Annotated in this window: 18 protein-coding genes; 9 read left to right on the forward strand and 9 right to left on the reverse strand. The window is 68.8% G+C overall.

Annotated features, from left to right (window positions below; all coding sequences use genetic code 11):
- The first annotated feature begins 142 nt into the window (after positions 1-142).
- Entirely contained in the window at positions 143-1,021 is an 879-nt protein-coding gene (locus JJL56_RS31380) for a 3-hydroxybutyryl-CoA dehydrogenase (protein ID WP_145627486.1), read from the forward strand.
- A gap of 139 nt (positions 1,022-1,160) precedes the next feature.
- Positions 1,161-1,757 carry a DUF4142 domain-containing protein gene (locus JJL56_RS31385; RefSeq protein WP_145627487.1) on the forward strand — a complete coding sequence of 199 codons (597 nt, stop codon included), beginning with the start codon at positions 1,161-1,163 and terminating at the stop codon, positions 1,755-1,757.
- 2 nt (positions 1,758-1,759) lie between these two features.
- On the opposite strand, the gene JJL56_RS31390 is transcribed toward JJL56_RS31385, so the two are convergent.
- Both JJL56_RS31390 and JJL56_RS31395 read right to left on the reverse strand, forming a co-directional pair.
- Entirely contained in the window at positions 1,760-2,590 is an 831-nt protein-coding gene (locus tag JJL56_RS31390) for an alpha/beta hydrolase (protein WP_200487725.1), read from the reverse strand.
- Positions 2,591-2,651: 61 nt separating this feature from the next.
- On the reverse strand, positions 2,652-3,299 hold the full coding sequence (locus JJL56_RS31395; RefSeq protein WP_200487732.1) for a TlpA family protein disulfide reductase: 648 nt from the start codon (positions 3,297-3,299) through the stop codon (positions 2,652-2,654).
- Positions 3,300-3,338: 39 nt separating this feature from the next.
- Between JJL56_RS31395 and argH the strand changes: the two genes are divergently transcribed.
- The 4 genes from argH to JJL56_RS31415 all read left to right on the forward strand — a co-directional run bounded on the left by argH (position 3,339) and on the right by JJL56_RS31415 (position 6,720).
- Complete coding sequence (gene argH / locus JJL56_RS31400) at positions 3,339-4,769, forward strand: argininosuccinate lyase (protein ID WP_145627491.1); 1,431 nt, start codon at positions 3,339-3,341, stop codon at positions 4,767-4,769.
- Complete coding sequence (locus JJL56_RS31405) at positions 4,766-4,951, forward strand: hypothetical protein (protein WP_119506406.1); 186 nt, start codon at positions 4,766-4,768, stop codon at positions 4,949-4,951. The genes argH and JJL56_RS31405 overlap by 4 nt, the downstream gene beginning before the upstream one ends.
- Complete coding sequence (gene lysA / locus JJL56_RS31410; protein WP_200487726.1) at positions 4,948-6,213, forward strand: diaminopimelate decarboxylase; 1,266 nt, start codon at positions 4,948-4,950, stop codon at positions 6,211-6,213. Before JJL56_RS31405 ends, lysA begins: the two co-directional genes overlap by 4 nt.
- Positions 6,214-6,303: 90 nt before the next feature.
- Positions 6,304-6,720, forward strand: a complete 417-nt coding sequence (locus JJL56_RS31415) for a bacteriohemerythrin (protein WP_200487727.1) — start codon at positions 6,304-6,306, stop codon at positions 6,718-6,720.
- A 50-nt stretch (positions 6,721-6,770) separates the two neighbouring features.
- Here JJL56_RS31415 and JJL56_RS31420 read toward each other — a convergent pair whose 3' ends face one another.
- Entirely contained in the window at positions 6,771-7,253 is a 483-nt protein-coding gene (locus JJL56_RS31420) for a hypothetical protein (RefSeq protein WP_145627497.1), read from the reverse strand.
- Positions 7,254-7,533: 280 nt separating this feature from the next.
- On the opposite strand from JJL56_RS31420, the gene JJL56_RS31425 reads away from it, so the two are divergent.
- Both JJL56_RS31425 and rodA read left to right on the forward strand, forming a co-directional pair.
- On the forward strand, positions 7,534-10,128 hold the full coding sequence (locus tag JJL56_RS31425) for a TIGR02302 family protein (protein ID WP_200487728.1): 2,595 nt from the start codon (positions 7,534-7,536) through the stop codon (positions 10,126-10,128).
- Between the two features lie 138 nt (positions 10,129-10,266).
- Complete coding sequence (gene rodA, locus JJL56_RS31430) at positions 10,267-11,439, forward strand: rod shape-determining protein RodA (RefSeq protein ID WP_145627501.1); 1,173 nt, start codon at positions 10,267-10,269, stop codon at positions 11,437-11,439.
- A 22-nt stretch (positions 11,440-11,461) separates the two neighbouring features.
- On the opposite strand, the gene JJL56_RS31435 is transcribed toward rodA, so the two are convergent.
- The 5 genes from JJL56_RS31435 to JJL56_RS31455 all read right to left on the reverse strand — a co-directional run bounded on the left by JJL56_RS31435 (position 11,462) and on the right by JJL56_RS31455 (position 16,538).
- Positions 11,462-12,766, reverse strand: a complete 1,305-nt coding sequence (locus tag JJL56_RS31435; protein WP_145627503.1) for a hemolysin family protein — start codon at positions 12,764-12,766, stop codon at positions 11,462-11,464.
- 26 nt (positions 12,767-12,792) lie between these two features.
- Positions 12,793-13,485 (reverse strand): exopolysaccharide biosynthesis protein, encoded by a 693-nt coding sequence (locus JJL56_RS31440; RefSeq protein ID WP_145627505.1) that lies wholly within the window; start codon positions 13,483-13,485, stop codon positions 12,793-12,795.
- Between the two features lie 133 nt (positions 13,486-13,618).
- Positions 13,619-14,815: a sensor histidine kinase gene (locus tag JJL56_RS31445; RefSeq protein ID WP_145627507.1), complete on the reverse strand. Its 1,197-nt coding sequence runs from the start codon at positions 14,813-14,815 to the stop codon at positions 13,619-13,621.
- A gap of 38 nt (positions 14,816-14,853) precedes the next feature.
- Complete coding sequence (locus JJL56_RS31450; protein ID WP_200487729.1) at positions 14,854-15,963, reverse strand: cobalamin B12-binding domain-containing protein; 1,110 nt, start codon at positions 15,961-15,963, stop codon at positions 14,854-14,856.
- Positions 15,964-16,103: 140 nt separating this feature from the next.
- The gene (locus tag JJL56_RS31455; protein WP_200487730.1) at positions 16,104-16,538 is read right to left on the reverse strand and encodes a response regulator; all 435 of its coding nucleotides are present in this window, start codon (positions 16,536-16,538) and stop codon (positions 16,104-16,106) included.
- A gap of 280 nt (positions 16,539-16,818) precedes the next feature.
- Here JJL56_RS31455 and JJL56_RS31460 point away from each other — a divergent pair, with 280 nt between their 5' ends.
- Complete coding sequence (locus JJL56_RS31460; protein WP_200487731.1) at positions 16,819-17,445, forward strand: hydrolase; 627 nt, start codon at positions 16,819-16,821, stop codon at positions 17,443-17,445.
- 5 nt (positions 17,446-17,450) lie between these two features.
- Here JJL56_RS31460 and JJL56_RS31465 read toward each other — a convergent pair.
- The coding region (locus JJL56_RS31465; protein ID WP_282188970.1) for a transketolase C-terminal domain-containing protein at positions 17,451-18,126 on the reverse strand (676 nt) is incomplete at its 5' end.

Raw genomic sequence — 18,126 nt, forward strand, 5'->3', positions numbered from 1 at the left:
GCCGATCTTCCAGGTCGCAGACTACGGCCTCGTCGCCGACCTGTTCAAGGCGGTGCCGGAGCTGACGGCCGAGCTGGGCAAGGCGTAATCGGCCAGTCCTCTTCGGAAGACCAGCGGGCCAAAGACAAGCGGGAAAGCTCATATGTCCACGATCAAGAAGATTGGCATCATCGGTGCCGGCCAGATGGGCAGCGGCATCGCCCACGTCTGCGCGCAGGCGGGGTACGAGGTCGTCATCTCCGACATCAGCCCGGAGATTCTGCAGAAGTCGGTGGCCGCCATCTCCAAGAACATGGACCGTCAGGTTCAGAAGGGGAAGCTGACGGAGGCCGACAAGACGGCGGCCATCGCCCGCATCTCCACCGGTTCCGACCTGTCCGTGTTCCATGACGCCGATCTCGTGGTCGAGGCCGCGACGGAGAACGAAGCGCTCAAGCGCGAGATCTTCAAGAAGCTGGTCCCGAACCTGAAGCCCGAGGCGCTGATCGCGACGAACACCTCGTCGATCTCGATCACCCGCCTCGCCGCCTCGACGGACCGCCCGTCCAAGTTCATGGGCATGCATTTCATGAACCCGGTGCCGGTGATGCAGCTCGTCGAGCTGATCCGCGGCATCGCGACGGACGAGGCGACCTTCAACGCGATCAGCGAGCTGACGGCGAACATCGGCAAGACCGCGGCGGTGGCCGAGGACTTTCCGGCCTTCATCGTCAACCGCATCCTGCTGCCGATGATCAACGAGGCGGTCTACACCCTCTATGAGGGCGTGGGCGGCGTCCACGCCATCGACACGGCGCTGAAGCTGGGCGCCAACCACCCGATGGGCCCGCTGGAGCTGGCGGATTTCATCGGCCTGGACACCTGTCTGGCGGTCATGCAGGTCCTCTACGAGGGTCTGGCCGACAGCAAGTACCGCCCCTGCCCGCTGCTGGTGAAGTATGTCGAAGCCGGCTGGGTCGGCCGCAAGGTCGGCCGCGGCTTCTACGACTACTCCAAGAACCCGCCGGTCCCGACCCGCTGACGCGGCGGGTAAGGACGGACGATGCAGCGAAGCCCGCTCCGGGAAACCGGGGCGGGTTTCGTGCTTGTACGGAACCGCTGCGCTTGCGCTCTGTTCGTCCCGCAGGGGCAGAGGGCGAACAGCGGAAAGGACGGGGGCGATGCGGCGCGGCTTCCTGACGGCGATGCTTGCGGCCTTCCTGTCCGGCCCGGTCCTGGCGCAGGCGCCGGGCTCCATCCCGGCCTCGCCCTCCACCCTGTCCCGGCAGGAGCGCAACTTCATCGCCGAGGCCCTGGCCGACGGCATAGCCGAACAGACGCTGGGCAAGCTGGCACAGGACCGGGCGGAGACGGAGCCGGTCCGCCGCTTCGCCCGCCGCATGGCCGACGATCACGGGCTGAAGACCGACCGGCTGGCCGGCATGGCACTGCGCCACGGCATCCCCATCCCGCGCGAGCCGGGCCTGTCCGCCCGCGCCCACATGTCCAGCCTGCGCGACACGCCCGAGGGCGCCTTCGACCGCCGCTACATGGCCGCAGAGGAGGAAACCCACGCCCGCGCCATCAAGCTGTACGAGGCGCAGGCCGAACGCGGCGGCGAGACCGGCGACTTCGCCCGCGACGCCCTGCCCATGCTGCACAGCCATTTCGAGGAGGCGCGGGACATCATGGCCGACTTGGCCCGCCGCCCGGCCCCGCCGCAGACCCAGGCGCCGCCGGGGGATGCCCCACCGGGAACGTCGGGGTCGTCGCAATGAGGTCACCTTCCCAAATAGGCACCTGCGCTGACCATCGCCGGCAGTGTTTCCAAAAACGACAATACCGCCTTTTCACCACCGGAAGCCCACAGGCCGACATGACCAGCTCCCTCAAGCGCAACGAACCTCTTGGGAGCGTTGGCAGCCTCGAACAGATGCCTGGAGTGGTCTGTCGGTATCACACGGTCGAGGGTGCCATGGTAAATCAGCAGTGGGACTTTCACCTGACCAATTTTTGAAAAGCTGTCGAACGAGTGGCGGAGCATCGAGCGCACCGGCAAAAATGGCAGCAGTCCACCACCGATGTCCGCGATGCTGGTGTAGGGGGCGGCAAGGATCACCGCCTCGACGCGCCGTTCAGCCGCAAGCTGCACGGCGACACCGCTGCCCAACGAATAGCCGTGCAGGACCACCCGTGCGCCCGATGCCTCCAGGAAATCCAAGGCCGCCCGCCCGTCCTCATACAGGCCCGCCTCGCTCGGCTTTCCCGGATTCCCGCCGTAGCCGCGGTACTCCGCCATGAACACACCGTACCCGCCGTCGATCAGCGCACGGGCGATGTGGCCGTTCCAGGCCACCGTCTCGCCATTGCCGTGGAACAGCAGGAGCGTCGGCCGCCCCGACGCAGCCGGCGCCTTGTACCAGCCCAGCAGGTCCAGCCCGTCACCGGTGCGCACGGACACCACCGCCATGTCGCCCACGCCGACCTCATCCGGGGTCTGTGCGAGCGGAATGGCCGGAAAGATCAGGCGGTCCTGGGCAACATAAGCCAGCAGCAGGACGAGGGCGTAGAGCGTCGCCCCCAAGGCCAGGATCGCGATCAGGATCTTCATGCGGCTCCGGTGGGCTGAGGAGGAGACCGACGTGAGGCGCACAGTTTCACAAGGCCGGGTCTCACCCGCCCGTCCGCACAACGCCGCCACGGCTGTCGCGGTTCGGACCGCCGCCTTGCCCCATGTGCTTGCGCAGGAAGGCGATGACTTCCGGCGAATCCCATTCCACCGCCCCTTCGATGCGGCCAAGCTCGCGGCCCTCCTGGTCCACCAGCAGGGTCGTCGGCAGGCCGCGCAGCTTCAGCGTCTGCATGGAGGCGCTCGACGGGTCGAGGTAGAGGGCGAGGTTCTTCACGCCGGTCCGCTGGTAGAAGGGCTGCACCTGATCCTTGCCGCCGCGGTCCACCGACAGCGCCACCACCTGGAAGCCCGGCCCGCCCAACTGCGCCTGGAGGCGGTCGAGCGCCGGCATCTCCTTCACGCAGGGCGCGCACCATGTCGCCCACAGGTTCAGCAGGACCAGACGGTCCTTGAACTCCGACAGGTCGACCCGGCGCCCTTCCCCGTCCAGGAAGGGCAGTTCCGGCACCGGCGTCAGCGGCTCCATGTAGCGGAACTTGTCCAGCCCCACCGCCGTCGCGCCGGGGGCGGGCTGGTCCAGCGTCAGCACGGCGGGGGGCGGCGGGGCCGCCGGTCCGGCCAGCGCCATCCACAGCCCGGCACCGCCCAGCGTCACACAAAAGATTGCGGTGGCCGCCAAAGTCCGCATACTCACGCTTCCCGTCCTCCCACCCGTATTGTGTCCGCCATGAGCGCCGAACAGCCCAAGCCGAACCCTCAAGACCGCACCTCCGCCCCGGCCGCCAGCCAGATGTGGGGCGGCCGCTTCGCCCGCGGTCCCGCCGCCATCATGGAGAGGATCAACGCCTCCATCGGCTTCGACAAACGGCTGGCCGACCAGGACATCGCCGGGTCGAAGGCCCACGCCGCCATGCTGGCGCGCCAGGGCATCATAACCCAGGCCGACGCCGATGCCATCCGCGAAGGGCTGGACCGGGTCAAGGAAGAGATCGACTCCGGAGCCTTCACCTTCAAGGTGGAGTTGGAGGACATCCACATGAACGTGGAGGCCCGGCTCGCCGAGCTGATCGGCGAACCGGCCAAACGCCTGCACACCGGGCGGTCGCGCAACGATCAGGTGGCGACCGACTTCAAGCTGTGGGTGCGCGACGCGCTCGACCGCGCCGACCAGGGGCTGAAGGCGCTCCAGGCCGCGCTGATCGATCTGGCGGAGAAGCACACCGACACGGTGATGCCGGGCTTCACTCATCTCCAGGCCGCCCAGCCGGTCAGCTTCGGCCACCATCTGCTGGCCTATGTGGAGATGTTCGGGCGCGACCGCGGCCGCCTGCGCGACGCCCGCGCGCGGCTGAACGAATGCCCGCTCGGCTCCGCCGCGCTGGCCGGCACGCCCTACCCCATCGACCGCTTCATGACGGCGGAGGCGCTGGGCTTCGACCGGCCCACCGCCAACTCGCTGGACGCGGTGTCCGACCGCGACTTCGCGCTGGAGTATCTGGCCGCCGCCAGCATCTGCGGCATGCACCTCTCCCGCTTCGCGGAGGAGATCGTGCTGTGGTGCTCGGCCCAGTTCCGCTTCATCAGGCTGACGGACGCCTTCACCACCGGCTCCTCCATCATGCCGCAGAAGAAGAACCCGGACGCGGCGGAGCTGGTGCGCGCCAAGGCCGGGCGGGTCATCGGCAGCCTGAACAGCCTGCTGGTCGCCATGAAGGGCCTGCCGCTGGCCTATTCCAAGGACATGCAGGAGGACAAGGAGCCGGTCTTCGAGGCCGACGACACGCTGGCGCTGTGCATCGCCGCCATGGAGGGCATGGTGCGCGACATGCAGCCGAACGTGCCGGCGCTGCGCGAGGCGACCGACCGCGGCTTCCTCAACGCCACCGACCTCGCCGACTGGCTGGTGCGGGAGCTGGACATTCCCTTCCGCGAGGCGCACCACATCACCGGGCGCGCCGTGAAGGCGGCGGAGGACAAGCGCGTCGGGCTGACCGCCCTGACGCTGGAGGAATTGCAGGCCATCGAGCCGCGCATCACCGAGTCCGTCTTCCCGGCGCTGAGCATCGAGGCGTCGCTGGACAGCCGGCGCAGCTTCGGCGGCGCCTCCCCCGTCCGCGTGCGCGAGGCCGTCGCGGCGGCGCGGGAGCGCTTCCTGTGAGGCGCCCGCTGCTGATCCTGGCGACCGCCGCCGTCGCGCTGACGCTGGCCGGCTGCGGCAAGAAGCCGAGCTTCGTCGATCCCCCGCAGGGCAAGGCCGCCGACAAGTTCCCCGGCACCTACCCGAACCCGAAGACCGACCCCAAGCCCGGTCAGCCGTCCTCCGGAGCCCGCTTCCCATGAGCGCCTTCGCCTACCGCAACGGCGTGATGCACGCCGAGTCCGTGCCGCTGTCCACCATCGCGGCGGAGGTCGGCACGCCCTTCTACTGCTACTCCACGGCGGCGCTGGAGGCGCATTACAGCGCCTATGCCGGGGCCTTCGCGGGGCAGGACGCCGACGTCTGCTACGCGGTGAAGGCCAACTCCAACCTCGCCGTCATCCGCGCCTTCGCCCGCTTGGGGGCCGGCGCCGACGTGGTGTCGGGGGGCGAGATGCGGCGCGCGCTGGCCGGTGGCATCCCGTCCGGCAAGATCATCTTCTCTGGGGTCGGCAAGACGCGCGAGGAGATGCGGGCCGCGCTGGAGGCCGGAATCCACCAGATCAACGTGGAATCCATCCCGGAGGTGGAGGCCCTGTCGGAGGTGGCGGTCAGCCTGGGCGTCACCGCCCCCATCGCCTTCCGCGTGAATCCGGACGTGGACGCCAAGACCCACGCCAAGATCGCGACGGGCAAGAAGGAGAACAAGTTCGGCGTCGATTACGACCACGCGCGGGAGGTCTACGCCCAGGCCGCCAAGCTGCCGGGCATCAAGCCGGTGGCCATCGCCGTCCACATCGGGTCGCAGCTGACCGACCTCGCCCCCTTCCGCGCCGCCTACGAACGGGTGGCGGCGCTGCTCCACGTGTTGCGCGAGGACGGGCACGACATCACCCGCCTCGACCTCGGCGGCGGGCTGGGCATCGTCTACAAGCACGAGGCGCCGCCGGACATCGCCGACTACGCCGCCATGGTGAAGTCGATCACCGGCAACCTCGGCTGCCGCATCTCCCTGGAGCCGGGCCGCTCATTGGTCGGCAACGCCGGCATCCTGGTGTCGCGGGTGATCTACCTGAAGCAGGGGCTGCACCGCCGCTTCGTCATCATCGACGCGGCGATGAACGACCTGATCCGCCCCACCCTGTACGAGGCCTATCACGGCATCGTCCCGGTGACCGAGCCCGCCAGGGGCGCCGCCACCGAGCCCTACGACGTCGTCGGACCGGTCTGCGAGAGCGGCGACACCTTCGCACTCCAGCGCGCGCTGCCGGCCATGGCGCCGGACGAGCTGGTGGCGATCCTGTCGGCGGGGGCATATGGCGCGGTCATGTCCTCCACCTACAACACCCGCCCGCTGATCCCGGAGGTGCTGGTGAACGGCGACCAGTTCTCCGTCATCCGGCCGCGCGTGTCGGTGGAGGAGTTGCTGGCGCTGGACCGCGTGCCGGACTGGCTGAAGGACTGACCCACAACGGTTGCGGGCCTGCAATAACCGCTGCACAGAACCACCCATAAGGCGTATGATTCCCCGTTCGAGAAACGGGCGGGGAACATTATGGAGTGGGACGCGGCCTATGCCATCGGACAGAGCGCTGTGGACGGAGACCATCAGCGCCTGTTCCAGCTGTTCAACCAGTTCAGCGCGGCCATCGCCGCCGGGGAAACGCGGGAGTCCGCGAACCGCTTCCTGCGCGAGCTGGCCGATTATTCGGCCTATCATTTCCGCCGCGAGGAAGGGCTGATGCGTGCGGTCGGGTACCCCGACTACACCAAGCACAAGTCGATGCACGACACCTTCGCCGACTTCGTCCGTCGGCAGTCCGACTCCGGGACGCGCGATCCGGAGGAGGTGCAGTTCCTCCAGAGCTACGTCGAGATGTGGCTGTGCGGCCATATCCTGGTCATGGACAAATGGTTCGGCGAATGGCTGGACGGGCGGGGGAATCCCGGCGCGGCGGCCCCGACGGCCTGAGGGCCGGGCCGCGGAAGCCCGGCCATCAGAACCTCCGGACCGGGCGCCGTCTATTTCTTGTAGGGATTGGCCGCCCACGTCTTCAGATAGGACACGAGTTCGGCGTCCCCGTCATAGTACAGCCACTCGGTTTCTTCCTTCGACAGCGGCTTGGTCGGCGACGGCCGATAGAGCTTGTCGTAAGGCACCGAGAAAACCCCCAGATCGGGCGCCGTCTCGAGGATCTTCTTCACCCAGCCCTCGGCCCGGTCATAGAGGACCTCGTAATTCGTGGCGACGGACAGGAAGGGGTTGTCGTTCGAGTTCTCCGACTGGCTGCCGTACGAGCTTTGCTTGAGCGCCCAGTCGTTCAACACCGAATCGCTGGGTTTGGCGAAGCCGCCGCCAACGGTGTTCCGGCGGCGCGACCTCCAGTCGGTCGCTTTGGCCTTGTCGGCGAACCGATAGACAAGGACGTGGCCAGCCTTGGCGGGGTCGAGCGTGTATCGCTCCCCGGTGGCGTTCGCGGTCGAGAAAGTCTTAGGACTTGGCATGGGGCCGCTCCTGATCGGATTCCGTTGGACGGGCGCGATGCGCCTCGCCTTCTGGAGAACGACCCACCGTCCGCGGCCGTGAAATGGGCGGCCGTGAAATGGAAAGGGCATCGCACCCTGTGCCATCCATTGGCCCGCCATATTTTGGACATGGCCCGATGTTTCGGTAACGAACCGGCATGCCGGACCGCGACAGACGGCGCAGCCGAGCCTATATCCTGACGATGTTCCGGTGGCGGTTTCTCCTCCCGCCCGGTGCCTGACCTGACGGGAGAGCGGCATGAGCGACAGCAAGGACGGGTTTCGCTTCCCCCTGCGCAAGGAGGCGCCCCCCGCACCCGCCCCGCGGGAGCCCCGCCTCCGCATGGGGCAGGCCCGCGCCGCCCTGCTCTGGGAACGGCTGTGGCCGGCGCTCTGGGCGCCCATCACCATCGCCGGGGCCTTCCTCGCCTTGGCCCTGCTGAACGTTTTCCTGCTTTTGCCGGGCTGGCTGCACGCCCTGGCCCTGCTGCTGTTCGTCGCCGCCATCGGCTGGACGGGCTGGCGCGGGTTGCGCGCCTTCCGCCTGCCGGACGAGGACGCCGCCCGCCGCCGGCTGGAGCGCGACAGCGGCCTGCCCCACCGCCCCCTCCACGCGCTGCGCGACACGCCTGCCGGCAATGACCCCGTCGCCGCGGAGTTGTGGCGCCTGCATCAGGAGCGGGTGCGCGCCGCCATGCGGCGGCTGCGCGTCGCCATGCCGCCGTCCGACGGCCTCGCCGCCCAGGACCGCTACGCCCTGCGCGCGTTGGTGGCGCTCGTGCTGATCGCCGCGGGCGGAGCGACCTGGGGCGACTGGAAGCCGCGCCTTGTCGCCGCCATCACCCCGCATTTCGGCGGAACCGCGACGGCGTCCGTCGCGACGCTCGACCTCTGGGTGACGCCGCCGGAATACACCGGCCTGCCGCCCGTCTTCCTGAAGTCGGCCAATCCCGCCCATACGCCGAGCATCGCCGATCCCGTGCCGGTCCCCAAGGGCAGCCTCGTGCTGGCCCGCGTCACCGGCGGCAGCGGCACACCGTCGCTGGAGGCCGGCAGCAAGACCACCGCTTTCGAGGCCGTGGACTCCTCGACTTTCCAGATCCAGCAGCCCATCGAGGACGGCGCCCGCATCGCCGTGACCCAGGGGTCCAGCGTGCTGGGTGGTTGGAACGTGCGGATCATCCCGGACAACCCGCCGACCATCGCCTACGCCAGCCCTCCGGCCAAGGGGGAGCGCGGCGCGCTGCGGCTGGACTACACCGCGCAGGACGACTACGGGCTGGCCGAGGCCAAGGCCGTCGTCCGGCTGGACCTGCCGGAGGGCGAGGCCCCGGCGCTCGACCGCAGCCCATTGGAGCTGCCGCTGGCCCTGCCCGGCGTCCGCCCGCGCGAGGCGCGCAACGCCGCCTTCCACGACCTGACCGCCCATCCCTGGGCCGGGCTGAACGTCACCATCCGCCTGACCGCGCTCGACGGCGCCGGCCAGACCGGCAGCACGGAGGACGTGGCGATGGTCCTGCCGGAACGCGTCTTCAACCACCCGGTCGCCCGCGCCATCGTGGAGGAGCGCAAGAAGCTGACCCTGCGACCCCAGCAGCTCCGCATCGAGGTGGCCCGTGCCCTGGCCGAGATCTCCGCGCGCCCCAGCCAGTTCGGCGGCGATCTGGTGGCTTTCCTCGCCATGCGCACCGCGGTGAACCGCCTGCTGCTCGATGAAGAGGGGGCATCGGTCCCCGCCGTTCAGCAATTGCTGTGGGAAACCGCGCTGCGCATCGAGGACGGCGGCCTCTCGCTGGCCGAGCGCGACCTGCGCGACGCCGAGAGCCGTCTCGCCGAGGCGCTGGAGCGCGGCGCCGACGACCAGGAGCTGAAGAAGCTGATGGACGAGCTTCAGGCGGCGCTCGACAAGTTCCTCGACGCCATGGAGCAGCAGATGCGCGAGGCGCTGGAGCGCGGCGAGCAAATTCCCATGGTGCCGCCGGAAATGGCCGACCAGATGATGGACCGCCAGGACCTCCAGCGCATGATGGAGCAGATGCGGCAGATGGCCGAGACCGGCGCCCGCGACGCCGCGCGGCAGATGCTGTCGCAGTTGCAGCAGATGATGGAGAACATGCGCAACGGCGCCATGGCCCAGATGCAGCAGCAGGGCCAGAACGAGGCGGCGCAGATGATGCGCGAGCTTCAGGAGCTGACGCAGCGGCAGCAGCAGCTGCTCGACCAGACCTTCCGCCAGTCGCAGGAGCAGATGGGCCAGCAGGACGGGCAGCAGGGCCAGCAGCAGGGGCCGCGCAACCGCCAGGGCCGTCCGCAGCAGGGACAGCAGGGACAGTCCGGCAGCCCGCTGATGCAGCAGCAGGCCGAGCAGCAGGAGGCGTTGCGCCGCCAACTCGGCGAGCTGATGCGCCGCATGGGCGAACAGCAGGGCGGCGAGATCCCGCGCCCGCTCGGCCGTGCCGAACGGGCGATGCGCGACGCGGGCCAGGCGCTCCAGCAGGGGCAGCCCGGCTCCGCCGTTCCGCCGCAGACCCAGGCGATGGACGAGTTGCAGCAGGGCATGCAGGCCATGGCCGAGCAGATGATGCAGCAGATGATGGGCCAGCAGGGTCCGGCGATGAGCGGGCAGCAGCCCGGACAGGCGCAGCAGCGCCAGGGCCAGGGCCGCAACCGCGACCCGCTGGGCCGCCGCCCCTCCGGCTTCGGCAACTACAACAACGAGGACGTGAAGATCCCCGAGGAAGCCGAACTCCAGCGCGCCCGCGAAATCCTGGACGAGCTGCGCCGCCGCTCCGGCCAATATGGCCGGCCGCAGATGGAGCGCGAGTACATCGACCGCCTGCTGAAGCAGTTCTGACCGGCTTCTGAAGCAGTTTTAAGGCGGCGGGACCGGGCGGCTTTACCGAAGGGCGGCGCTGGTGCAGTATCCGCCGCGCAAGGCGCCGCCGCTTGCCCTTCCGGCACGGACGCCCCCGGACACAACGAACGTTTCCTCATGGTCGCGGTCCTTTCGAACCACGGGTCGGGCGGGCTTGCCCCGCAGCGCCCGGAACTGACGCTCGGCAGCAAGTTCCGCATGATCAACTGGGGGCTGGTGCTCCTGGTCTGCATCATCACGTCGGTCGGGGTGGCCCTGCTCTATTCGGCCGCCGGCGGCAACTGGAAGCCCTGGGCGCAGCCGCAGCTCGTGCGCGCCATCCCCGGTCTGGTCCTGATGCTGATGATCGCTCTGGTCGACGTGCGGCATCTGATGAAGTCGGCCTACGCCATCTTCCTGATCGTGCTCTGCCTGCTGGTGGCGGTGGAGCTGATGGGGCGCATCGGCATGGGCGCCCAGCGCTGGATCGACCTGGGATTCTTCCAGCTCCAACCGTCCGAGCTGATGAAGCCGGCGCTGACCCTGGCGCTGGCCCGTTACTTCCACGGCATCTCGCTGGACCAGATCGGCCGCCCGCTGCTGCTGATCCCACCCTTGCTGCTGGTCTTCATCCCGGTGGCCCTGGTGCTGATGCAGCCGAACCTGGGCACCTCGCTGCTGCTGATCATGGGCAGCGGTGCCGTCTTCTTCGCGGCGGGGGTGAGGATCTGGAAGTTCCTGCTGGTCATCGGCGGCGGCCTGTCGGCCATCCCCATCGCCTGGGAATTCCTGCATGATTACCAGAAGCAGCGCGTCTACACCTTCCTCGACCCGGAAACCGACCCGCTCGGCGCCGGCTACAACATCCTCCAGTCGAAGATCGCCCTGGGGTCGGGCGGGCTGTTCGGCAAGGGCTTCATGTCCGGTTCGCAGAGCCAGCTGATGTTCCTGCCGGAGAAGCACACCGACTTCATCTTCGTGGTGCTGGCGGAGGAGTTCGGGATGGTCGGCGCGCTGATCCTGCTGGCGCTGTACCTGATGCTGTTCATCTACGGCGTGGTCATCGCGCTGAGCTGCCGCAGCCAGTTCGCCCGGCTGGTGGCGGTCGGCATGACCGCGCAGTTCTTCCTCTACGTGATGGTCAACGTATCGATGGTCACCGGCCTGATCCCGGTGGTGGGCATTCCGCTGCCGCTGGTGTCCTACGGCGGGTCGGCGATGATGACGCTGATGGTCGGCGTGGGGTTGCTGCTCAGCATGTCGGTCCACCGCGAGGTCCGCATCCCGAAGAGCGGCGTCACCGAGCTGTGATACCGCTCTTCGGAGCGCTTCGTCAGCCCTCCGAGACCTCGCCGTTCTCCTGGATCATCACCTTGTCGATGCGCCGGCCGTCCATGTCGACGACCTCGAACCGCAGGCCGTTCCAGTGGAAATGCTCCGCGGCGGTGGGCACATGGCCCAGCCGGTCCAGCATGAAGCCGGCGATGGTGTGGTAGTCGCCCTCGCCCTTCAGCCCTTTCACGCCGACCAGCGACTCCACCTCCTCCACAGGGGTCATGCCGTCCACGAGCCAGGAACCGTCCTCGCGCTGGACCGCGAAACCGTCGCCTTCCTGCCCCTGTTCGGGCATCTCGCCGGCGATGGCCTCCATGATGTCGGTCACGGTGGCGATGCCCTCGACGCTGCCATACTCGTCCACCACAACGGCCATGTGGATGCTGGCCTGCTTGAACAGCTCCAGCAGCCGCAGGACGGGGGTGCCGTCATGGACGATCAGCGGCTCCACCATGGCCTCGCGCAGATCGAAGCTGCGGCCCTGGAGCGCCTGGTTGAGCAGCGCCTTGCTCGACACGATGCCCTGGACCTCGTCCACGTCGCCGCTGCAGACCAGGAAGCGGGAATAGCCGCTGGCCTGGATCTCCTTGGCGATGGCGTCGGGCGGGTCGTTGAGATCGATCCACACGAGGTCGGGGCGCGGCGTCATGATCGACCGCGCGGTGCGATCGGACAGGCGGAACACGCCCTCGATCATCTGCCGCTCGGCGGGCTCGAAGACGCCGGTCTGGGTGCCCTCCTTGATGAGGCTCTTGACCTCCTCCTCGGTGACGGTCTGCTCGCGCGCGGTCGGCAGGCGCAGCAGCTTCATCAGGCCCTCGGTCGAGACGCCGAGCAGCCAGACCAGCGGCATGGCGATGCGCGACAGGACGCTCATCGGGCCGGCCACGCCGGCGGCGATGCGCTCCGCGTTCACCAGCGCCATGCGCTTGGGCACCAGCTCGCCGACGATCAGCGACAGGTAGGTGATCGCGGCGACCACCAGCGCGAAGCCGACCTGCTGCCCGTAGGGGGCGATCCAGGAGACGTTGGCGTCCAGGACCGTGCCCAGCCGGTCGGCCAGGGTCGCGCCGCCATAGGCGCCGGCGATGATGCCGATCAGCGTGATACCGACCTGCACCGTTGAGAGGAAGTTGCCGGGGTCCTCCGACAGTTTCAGCGCGGCGCGGGCGCCCTTGCTGCGTGTTTCCTCGGCCATCTGCTGAAGCCGCGCGCGTCGCGACGACACCAGCGCCATTTCCGACATCGCGAAAAAGGCGTTCAGCAGGATCAGCAAAATGATGACCAGTACTTCCCAAATCATGGCGTCGAGCCCGCGGGCGCTCCCTTTTATGAAGACAGTTTGTCGAAGATCAGCATGCCAGCCTGTCCGAAACCGAACAGGACGGCGGCGATGATGACGATGGCGATCAGTCCGGCGACGAGGCCCGCGACGACGAAGGCCCCATCCTTCTCGATCAGCCCCAGCGCGATCAGCGCGATGGCCAGCGCCGGAGGCTGGTTGCCGAAGACGATGGGAAGAGCCAGGATTCCGGCCAGGATCATCACGGCCACGCCGAGCAGCCGTTCCGCCGTCGAGGCGGTCATCGCCGGCAGGCGCGGGCGCAGATGCCGCTCCAGCCGGTCGACGTGCGGCTTCGCCTTCGCGATCACCCGCAAAAAGGCGTCCCGGTCGAGGGTGAGGGCGGCCAGCCGGCGCGGCAGCCAGGGGCGGTCGCGCCCGGCGGCGATCTGGGCGCCGATCAGCAGCATCGGCAGGCCCGTCGCCGTGGACAGCCCCGGCACCGGCAGGATGTTCGGAATGGAGAGGATCAGAAGCAGGGCGCCAAAGGCTCGGTCGCCCAGGATTCCCACGAGGTCGCCCAGCGCGATCCGCGCGCCATGGTCGTGGTTCAGGAAATCGTCCAGCACCGCCGAAGCGGGGTTCACCGGCGGGAAGCCGGTGGGCGCGGCATCGCCGCGGTCGACGTCCTCCGGAGCCTGACGGTCCGGGGACGTGTCGGGAGGTCGGCCGTCGCTCACGGCGCTCCCCACGGAGGCCGCCCGAAACGGCGGAAGGGTAAACCCATGGACCTTTCGCGTCGCAACATCGTAAGGGCTCCTTTTACAGCATCGCCGGTCGGCGCGCCAGCCCATCTGTGGAATGCCCCGTTTCTCAAGGGGATGATGCCACCAGAGGCAGGTCCACGGTGAAGGTCGAGCCGCGTCCCGGCGCCGAATCGGCGGTGATGCGCCCGCCATGCCCCTCCACGATGGATCGGCAGATGTACAGGCCGAGCCCGACCGTTCCCTCCCCTTCCGTGCCCAGCCGGCCCGTGCGGGCGAAGGGCTGGAAGAGCTGCGCCAGTTCCGCCGCTGGAATGCCCCGCCCATCGTCGGACACGCGGAGGCGCGCCCAGCCGACGCCTTCGCTCGGGGCCTCGCCCAGGGCGACGCCGACACGCCCGCCGCGGTCGGAGTATTTGATGGCGTTCGACAGGAGGTTGTTGAGAAGCTGATCCAGCTTGGCCGGGTCGATGTCGGCCATGGGCAACGGGTGTTCGGGCACGGACAGCTCGATGGTGATGGTCTTGCCTTCGGCCAACACGCGGTTCATCGAGACGTTCCGCCGGACCAGCGCCGCCAGATCGGACGGCCGCCGCGCCAAGCGGAGCCGCCCCGCCTGAAGCGCCGCCAGGGACAGCGCGTCCTCCACCATGTGGCGCATGGACAGGCTCGATTCGCGGATGCGCTCCAGGCAGGCGCGCTCCGTCGCCTCCAGCCGCCCGTCCAGCCGCTGCTCCAGCATCTCCGCGAAGCCGACGACGACCTGGAGCGGCGTGCGCAGATCGTGGGCCAGCATGCCCATCAGCCGGTTCTTCTGCTCGTTGCTGGCGGCCAGCTCGGCGTTGGCCTTGGCGAGTGCCCGCTGGGCGTTGGCGAGTTCGTTGTTGAGAAGGGTCATCTCGTCGAACAGCGCGTCCGCGGTGGGCACCGCCGGTTCCGGCGCCGCCGACCGCAAAGGGGCGAGCCGCCGGGCCAGCCGAGGGTTCAGCGTCTCCAACGCCTCCATCACGGCGGGCAGCCCGCCGGGCACCCGCGCCACGGCCAGCACCAGCCCCTCCGCGTCGCTCAGTCCACTGGCGTACAGCATCCCCGCGGCGTCGAGTCGGCTGGGCACGGGATGGTCGATCGCCCGGCCGGACTTCCGCAGCCCGCTGAACAGGTCCAGCGCGCCCGCCATTGCGTCCGAACCGAACAGAAGCGGAAAGGGGGCGCCCGGCTTTCCCGTCACACCCGGCAGCCCGGCGCCCACCCGATGCAGGGCGCGCAGCCGCCCGTCGTGGTCGCAGGTCAGGACCAGCCCGTCCATACCCTCTCCTTCAAGCCGCACGCATCACGGAACACGCATCACGCCACTCCGGCGGCACGGTCCGGGGCCGCCGGGCCGATCAGCCCCTCCGCGATGGCGACGGCCTCCTCCGCGCCGGGGGCGAAGGCGTCGGCACCGACCGTCCTCCACAAGTCCGGGACGAGGTTGAAGGGGTAGCCGCCGACGAGCACATGCGGCGGCTCTCCGGATTCGGCGCGCACCGCAGAGATGAGGGCCGCGACCCGCCCGACATGGGCCGTGATGGTGGCCGACACCGCCAGGACGCGGGCGCCCTGCTCCCGCACCGAGCGAACGACGCTGTCCACGGGCGCGTTGGCGCCGAGATAATGGCTGTCCCAACCAGCCATTTCGAAGAAGTCGGCGACCATGCGGATGCCAATCTCGTGCTGCTCCCCGCTGACGCAGGTGGCGACCATGGACAGGCCGCGCCGCTCGGCCGCGAAGATCGCCGGGTAAAGCTGGCCCATGATCGTCTGGGTGGCCGCGGTGGCGAAATGCTCGTGCGCCACGGTGATCGCCCGCGTCTGCCAGAGCCGTCCGATCTCGCGCAGGGTCGGCTGGAACACATGCAGGTACAGGTCGGGCACCGTCGCCCCGCCGGTGACCGCCTCCGTCACCAGCAGCGCCGCCCGCCGCCGGTCGCCGGACAACAGCGCATCCAGATAGGCGCGGGCGAGCGCCCCCAGCGGCGCGTCCGACCGGACGAAGGGCGGCACCTCACGCGGCAGGGCGGGCAAGGCGGCCAGCCCCTCCCCCACGCAGGCGCGCACGCGCGTCGACGTGGCGGGATCGACCCGGACGGCCACCACGTCGCGGAGGATCTCCAGGCTTTCGCCCAGCTCCTCGTCGGGGATGCCGATCCCGGCGAAGAGGACCTTGACCCAGGCCACATACTCGCGGAACAGCGCCGGGCTGTCGGCGGCGACGGCCTCCGCCAGATAGAGAAGGTGGAAACCGACATCCTCGACGCAACGCTCCCGCCCGGCCTCGCCGTAACGGGCGTAGCGCGCGGGCCGGCGCTCGAACTGGATCGCCACGACGGCGCGCGCCAACTCGGAGCGACGGTCCGCAATGGGGTTGGAAGCGATCCGTATCGGGTCCAGGGAAGGCCGGACGGTCTCCGGCATGGCGCGGCGTCTCCGGTCGAGGGGGCGTTCGGATGAAAGGTGCGCCCTCACATCCGTTCCTGCAACGCCTGACTGCGCCGGACGGCTCAGATTTCAGAAAACACGCCCTATGGTTGCCGAAGTCCGATCCAACGCCTTGTCTAACGGCCTTTCTGAAGAACGAAGGTCAGCCGTTTCACGAGGTCGGCCTTCGACACCGGCTTCACCAGATAGCCGGAAATGCCGTAGGCGATGGCCCGCTTGACCGTGTCGGCCTCGCGATGGGCGGTGAGCACGATCACCGGAAGGTCGGCCAGCGGGTTGCCCGTGGCGGTGCGGAGGGCGTGCAGAAGGTCCAACCCGCTCATCCGCGGCATTTCCAGATCGCAGATGGCGAGGTCCACCTCCTCCGCATGGTCACGCAGGATGCCCAGCGCGGCCATGCCGTCCGACGCCTCCCACACATGGCGGACCTTCAGGTCCTGAAGCAGGCGGCTCATCAGCCGGCGGGTAAAGTCGTCGTCTTCGATAAGCAGGACGCGCAGGTCGTTGATGCTGCGGTTCGGCAGCCCATCCTTCGCATTGTCAGTCAGCATCGGCGCGGCCACCCATATCCGTGTCGTTGCATTGGGCAAATGCAGGAACACGTTACATCGTCGGATCATGGCGGAAAAGCCGCTAAATGATCCCTGTCTTGCAATTTACTCAACCGAAAGAACGGCGAATCGAAGCCTTGTTGCGGTCGATGGGGGCGATGCGCCGGGGTCCGTTGTCCGCGGTGTCGGCGATCTGCTAAACCCACACCGATTGACGGTCGGGTCCGGCTCCTGAAAGCGGCACCGCGCCCGGCCCGTGGTTCTGGAACAGCGGCGATCCATGCAACTCGACCTTCTCAAGCGACCGGACGGACGCACGGCCATCCTGATGCCGTCCGGCTTCGTCCTCGATCTTCTGACGCCGGACGCCACCGGCATGCCGATCGAGGACATCGCCCAATGCCTGTCGTCCCAGCCGCGCTGGGGCGGCGCCGCCAAGCCCTGGTATTCGGTCGCCGAGCATTCGGTGATGGTTTCGCATCTGGTGCCGCCGGCCCTGGCCTACTCGGCACTGATGCACGACTGCGAGGAGTTCCTCGGCGACTGGCCGTCGCCGGTGAAGGTCATGCTGGACCGCGACTACGTCAAGCAGCGGCTGCATCCGGTCAAGGACGCGCTGCGCCGCTGGTTCGGCTTCGATGACGAAGCGCCGGGCATCAAGCAGGCCGACCTCGTCTGCATGGCGACGGAACTGCGCGACCTCCTGCCCCCGGCCTGGCTGGACTGGGGGCATCTGCCGGCTCCCCACCCGGACAGGATCGTCCCGGTCGGCCCAGATCGGGCCTATGCGCTCTTTCTGAACCGGTACGAGGAGTTGAAGCACCTCGCCAAACCCCTGAAGGCCAAACCCCTGAACACCAAGCCCACGAAGGCCACACGGGGCAAGCGCAGAACGGAAACACAGTAAGCTACCTATCCCATCGTCGCGATCCGCCCGGTGTGGCTGCCCAGCGCCTGCAACGCCGTGGCGACGATGTGGCGGGCGGCGAGACCGGCCTCCTCATACTGCCTGGCCGGGCTGTCATGGTCGAGGAAGCGGTCGGGCAGCACCATCGGGCGGATCTTCAGCCCGCCCCCAAGACGATGGCCGTCCAGAAGCCCGGTCATCGCCAGATGCTGCAGCACGAAGCTGCCGAAGCCGCCGACCGAGCCCTCCTCGATGGTGATCAGCACCTCGTGCTCCAGCGCCAGACGGCGCACCAGATCCTCGTCCAGCGGCTTGGCGAAGCGCGCGTCGGCCACCGTCGTCGACAGGCCGCGCGCCCCCAGCTCCGCCGCCGCCTTGCGCGCCTCGGCCAGCCGCGTGCCGTAGCTGAGGATCGCCACCTTGCTGCCTTCCTGAAGGATGCGCCCCTTGCCGATGGGCAGGACCGCGCCGCGCTCCGGCAATTCCAGCCCCACCCCCTCGCCGCGCGGGTAGCGCAGCGCCGAGGCGCGGTCGTCGATGGCGGCGCTGGTCGCCACCATGTGCATCAGCTCCAGCTCGTCCGCCGCCGCCATCAGCACGATGTCGGGCAGGCAGCCGAGATAGGCGACGTCGAAGGCCCCGGCGTGGGTCGCCCCGTCCGCCCCGACCAGACCGGCGCGG

The sequence above is a fragment of the Azospirillum aestuarii genome, assembly GCF_016632405.1.
Taxonomy (GTDB): Bacteria; Pseudomonadota; Alphaproteobacteria; order Azospirillales; family Azospirillaceae; genus Azospirillum; species Azospirillum aestuarii.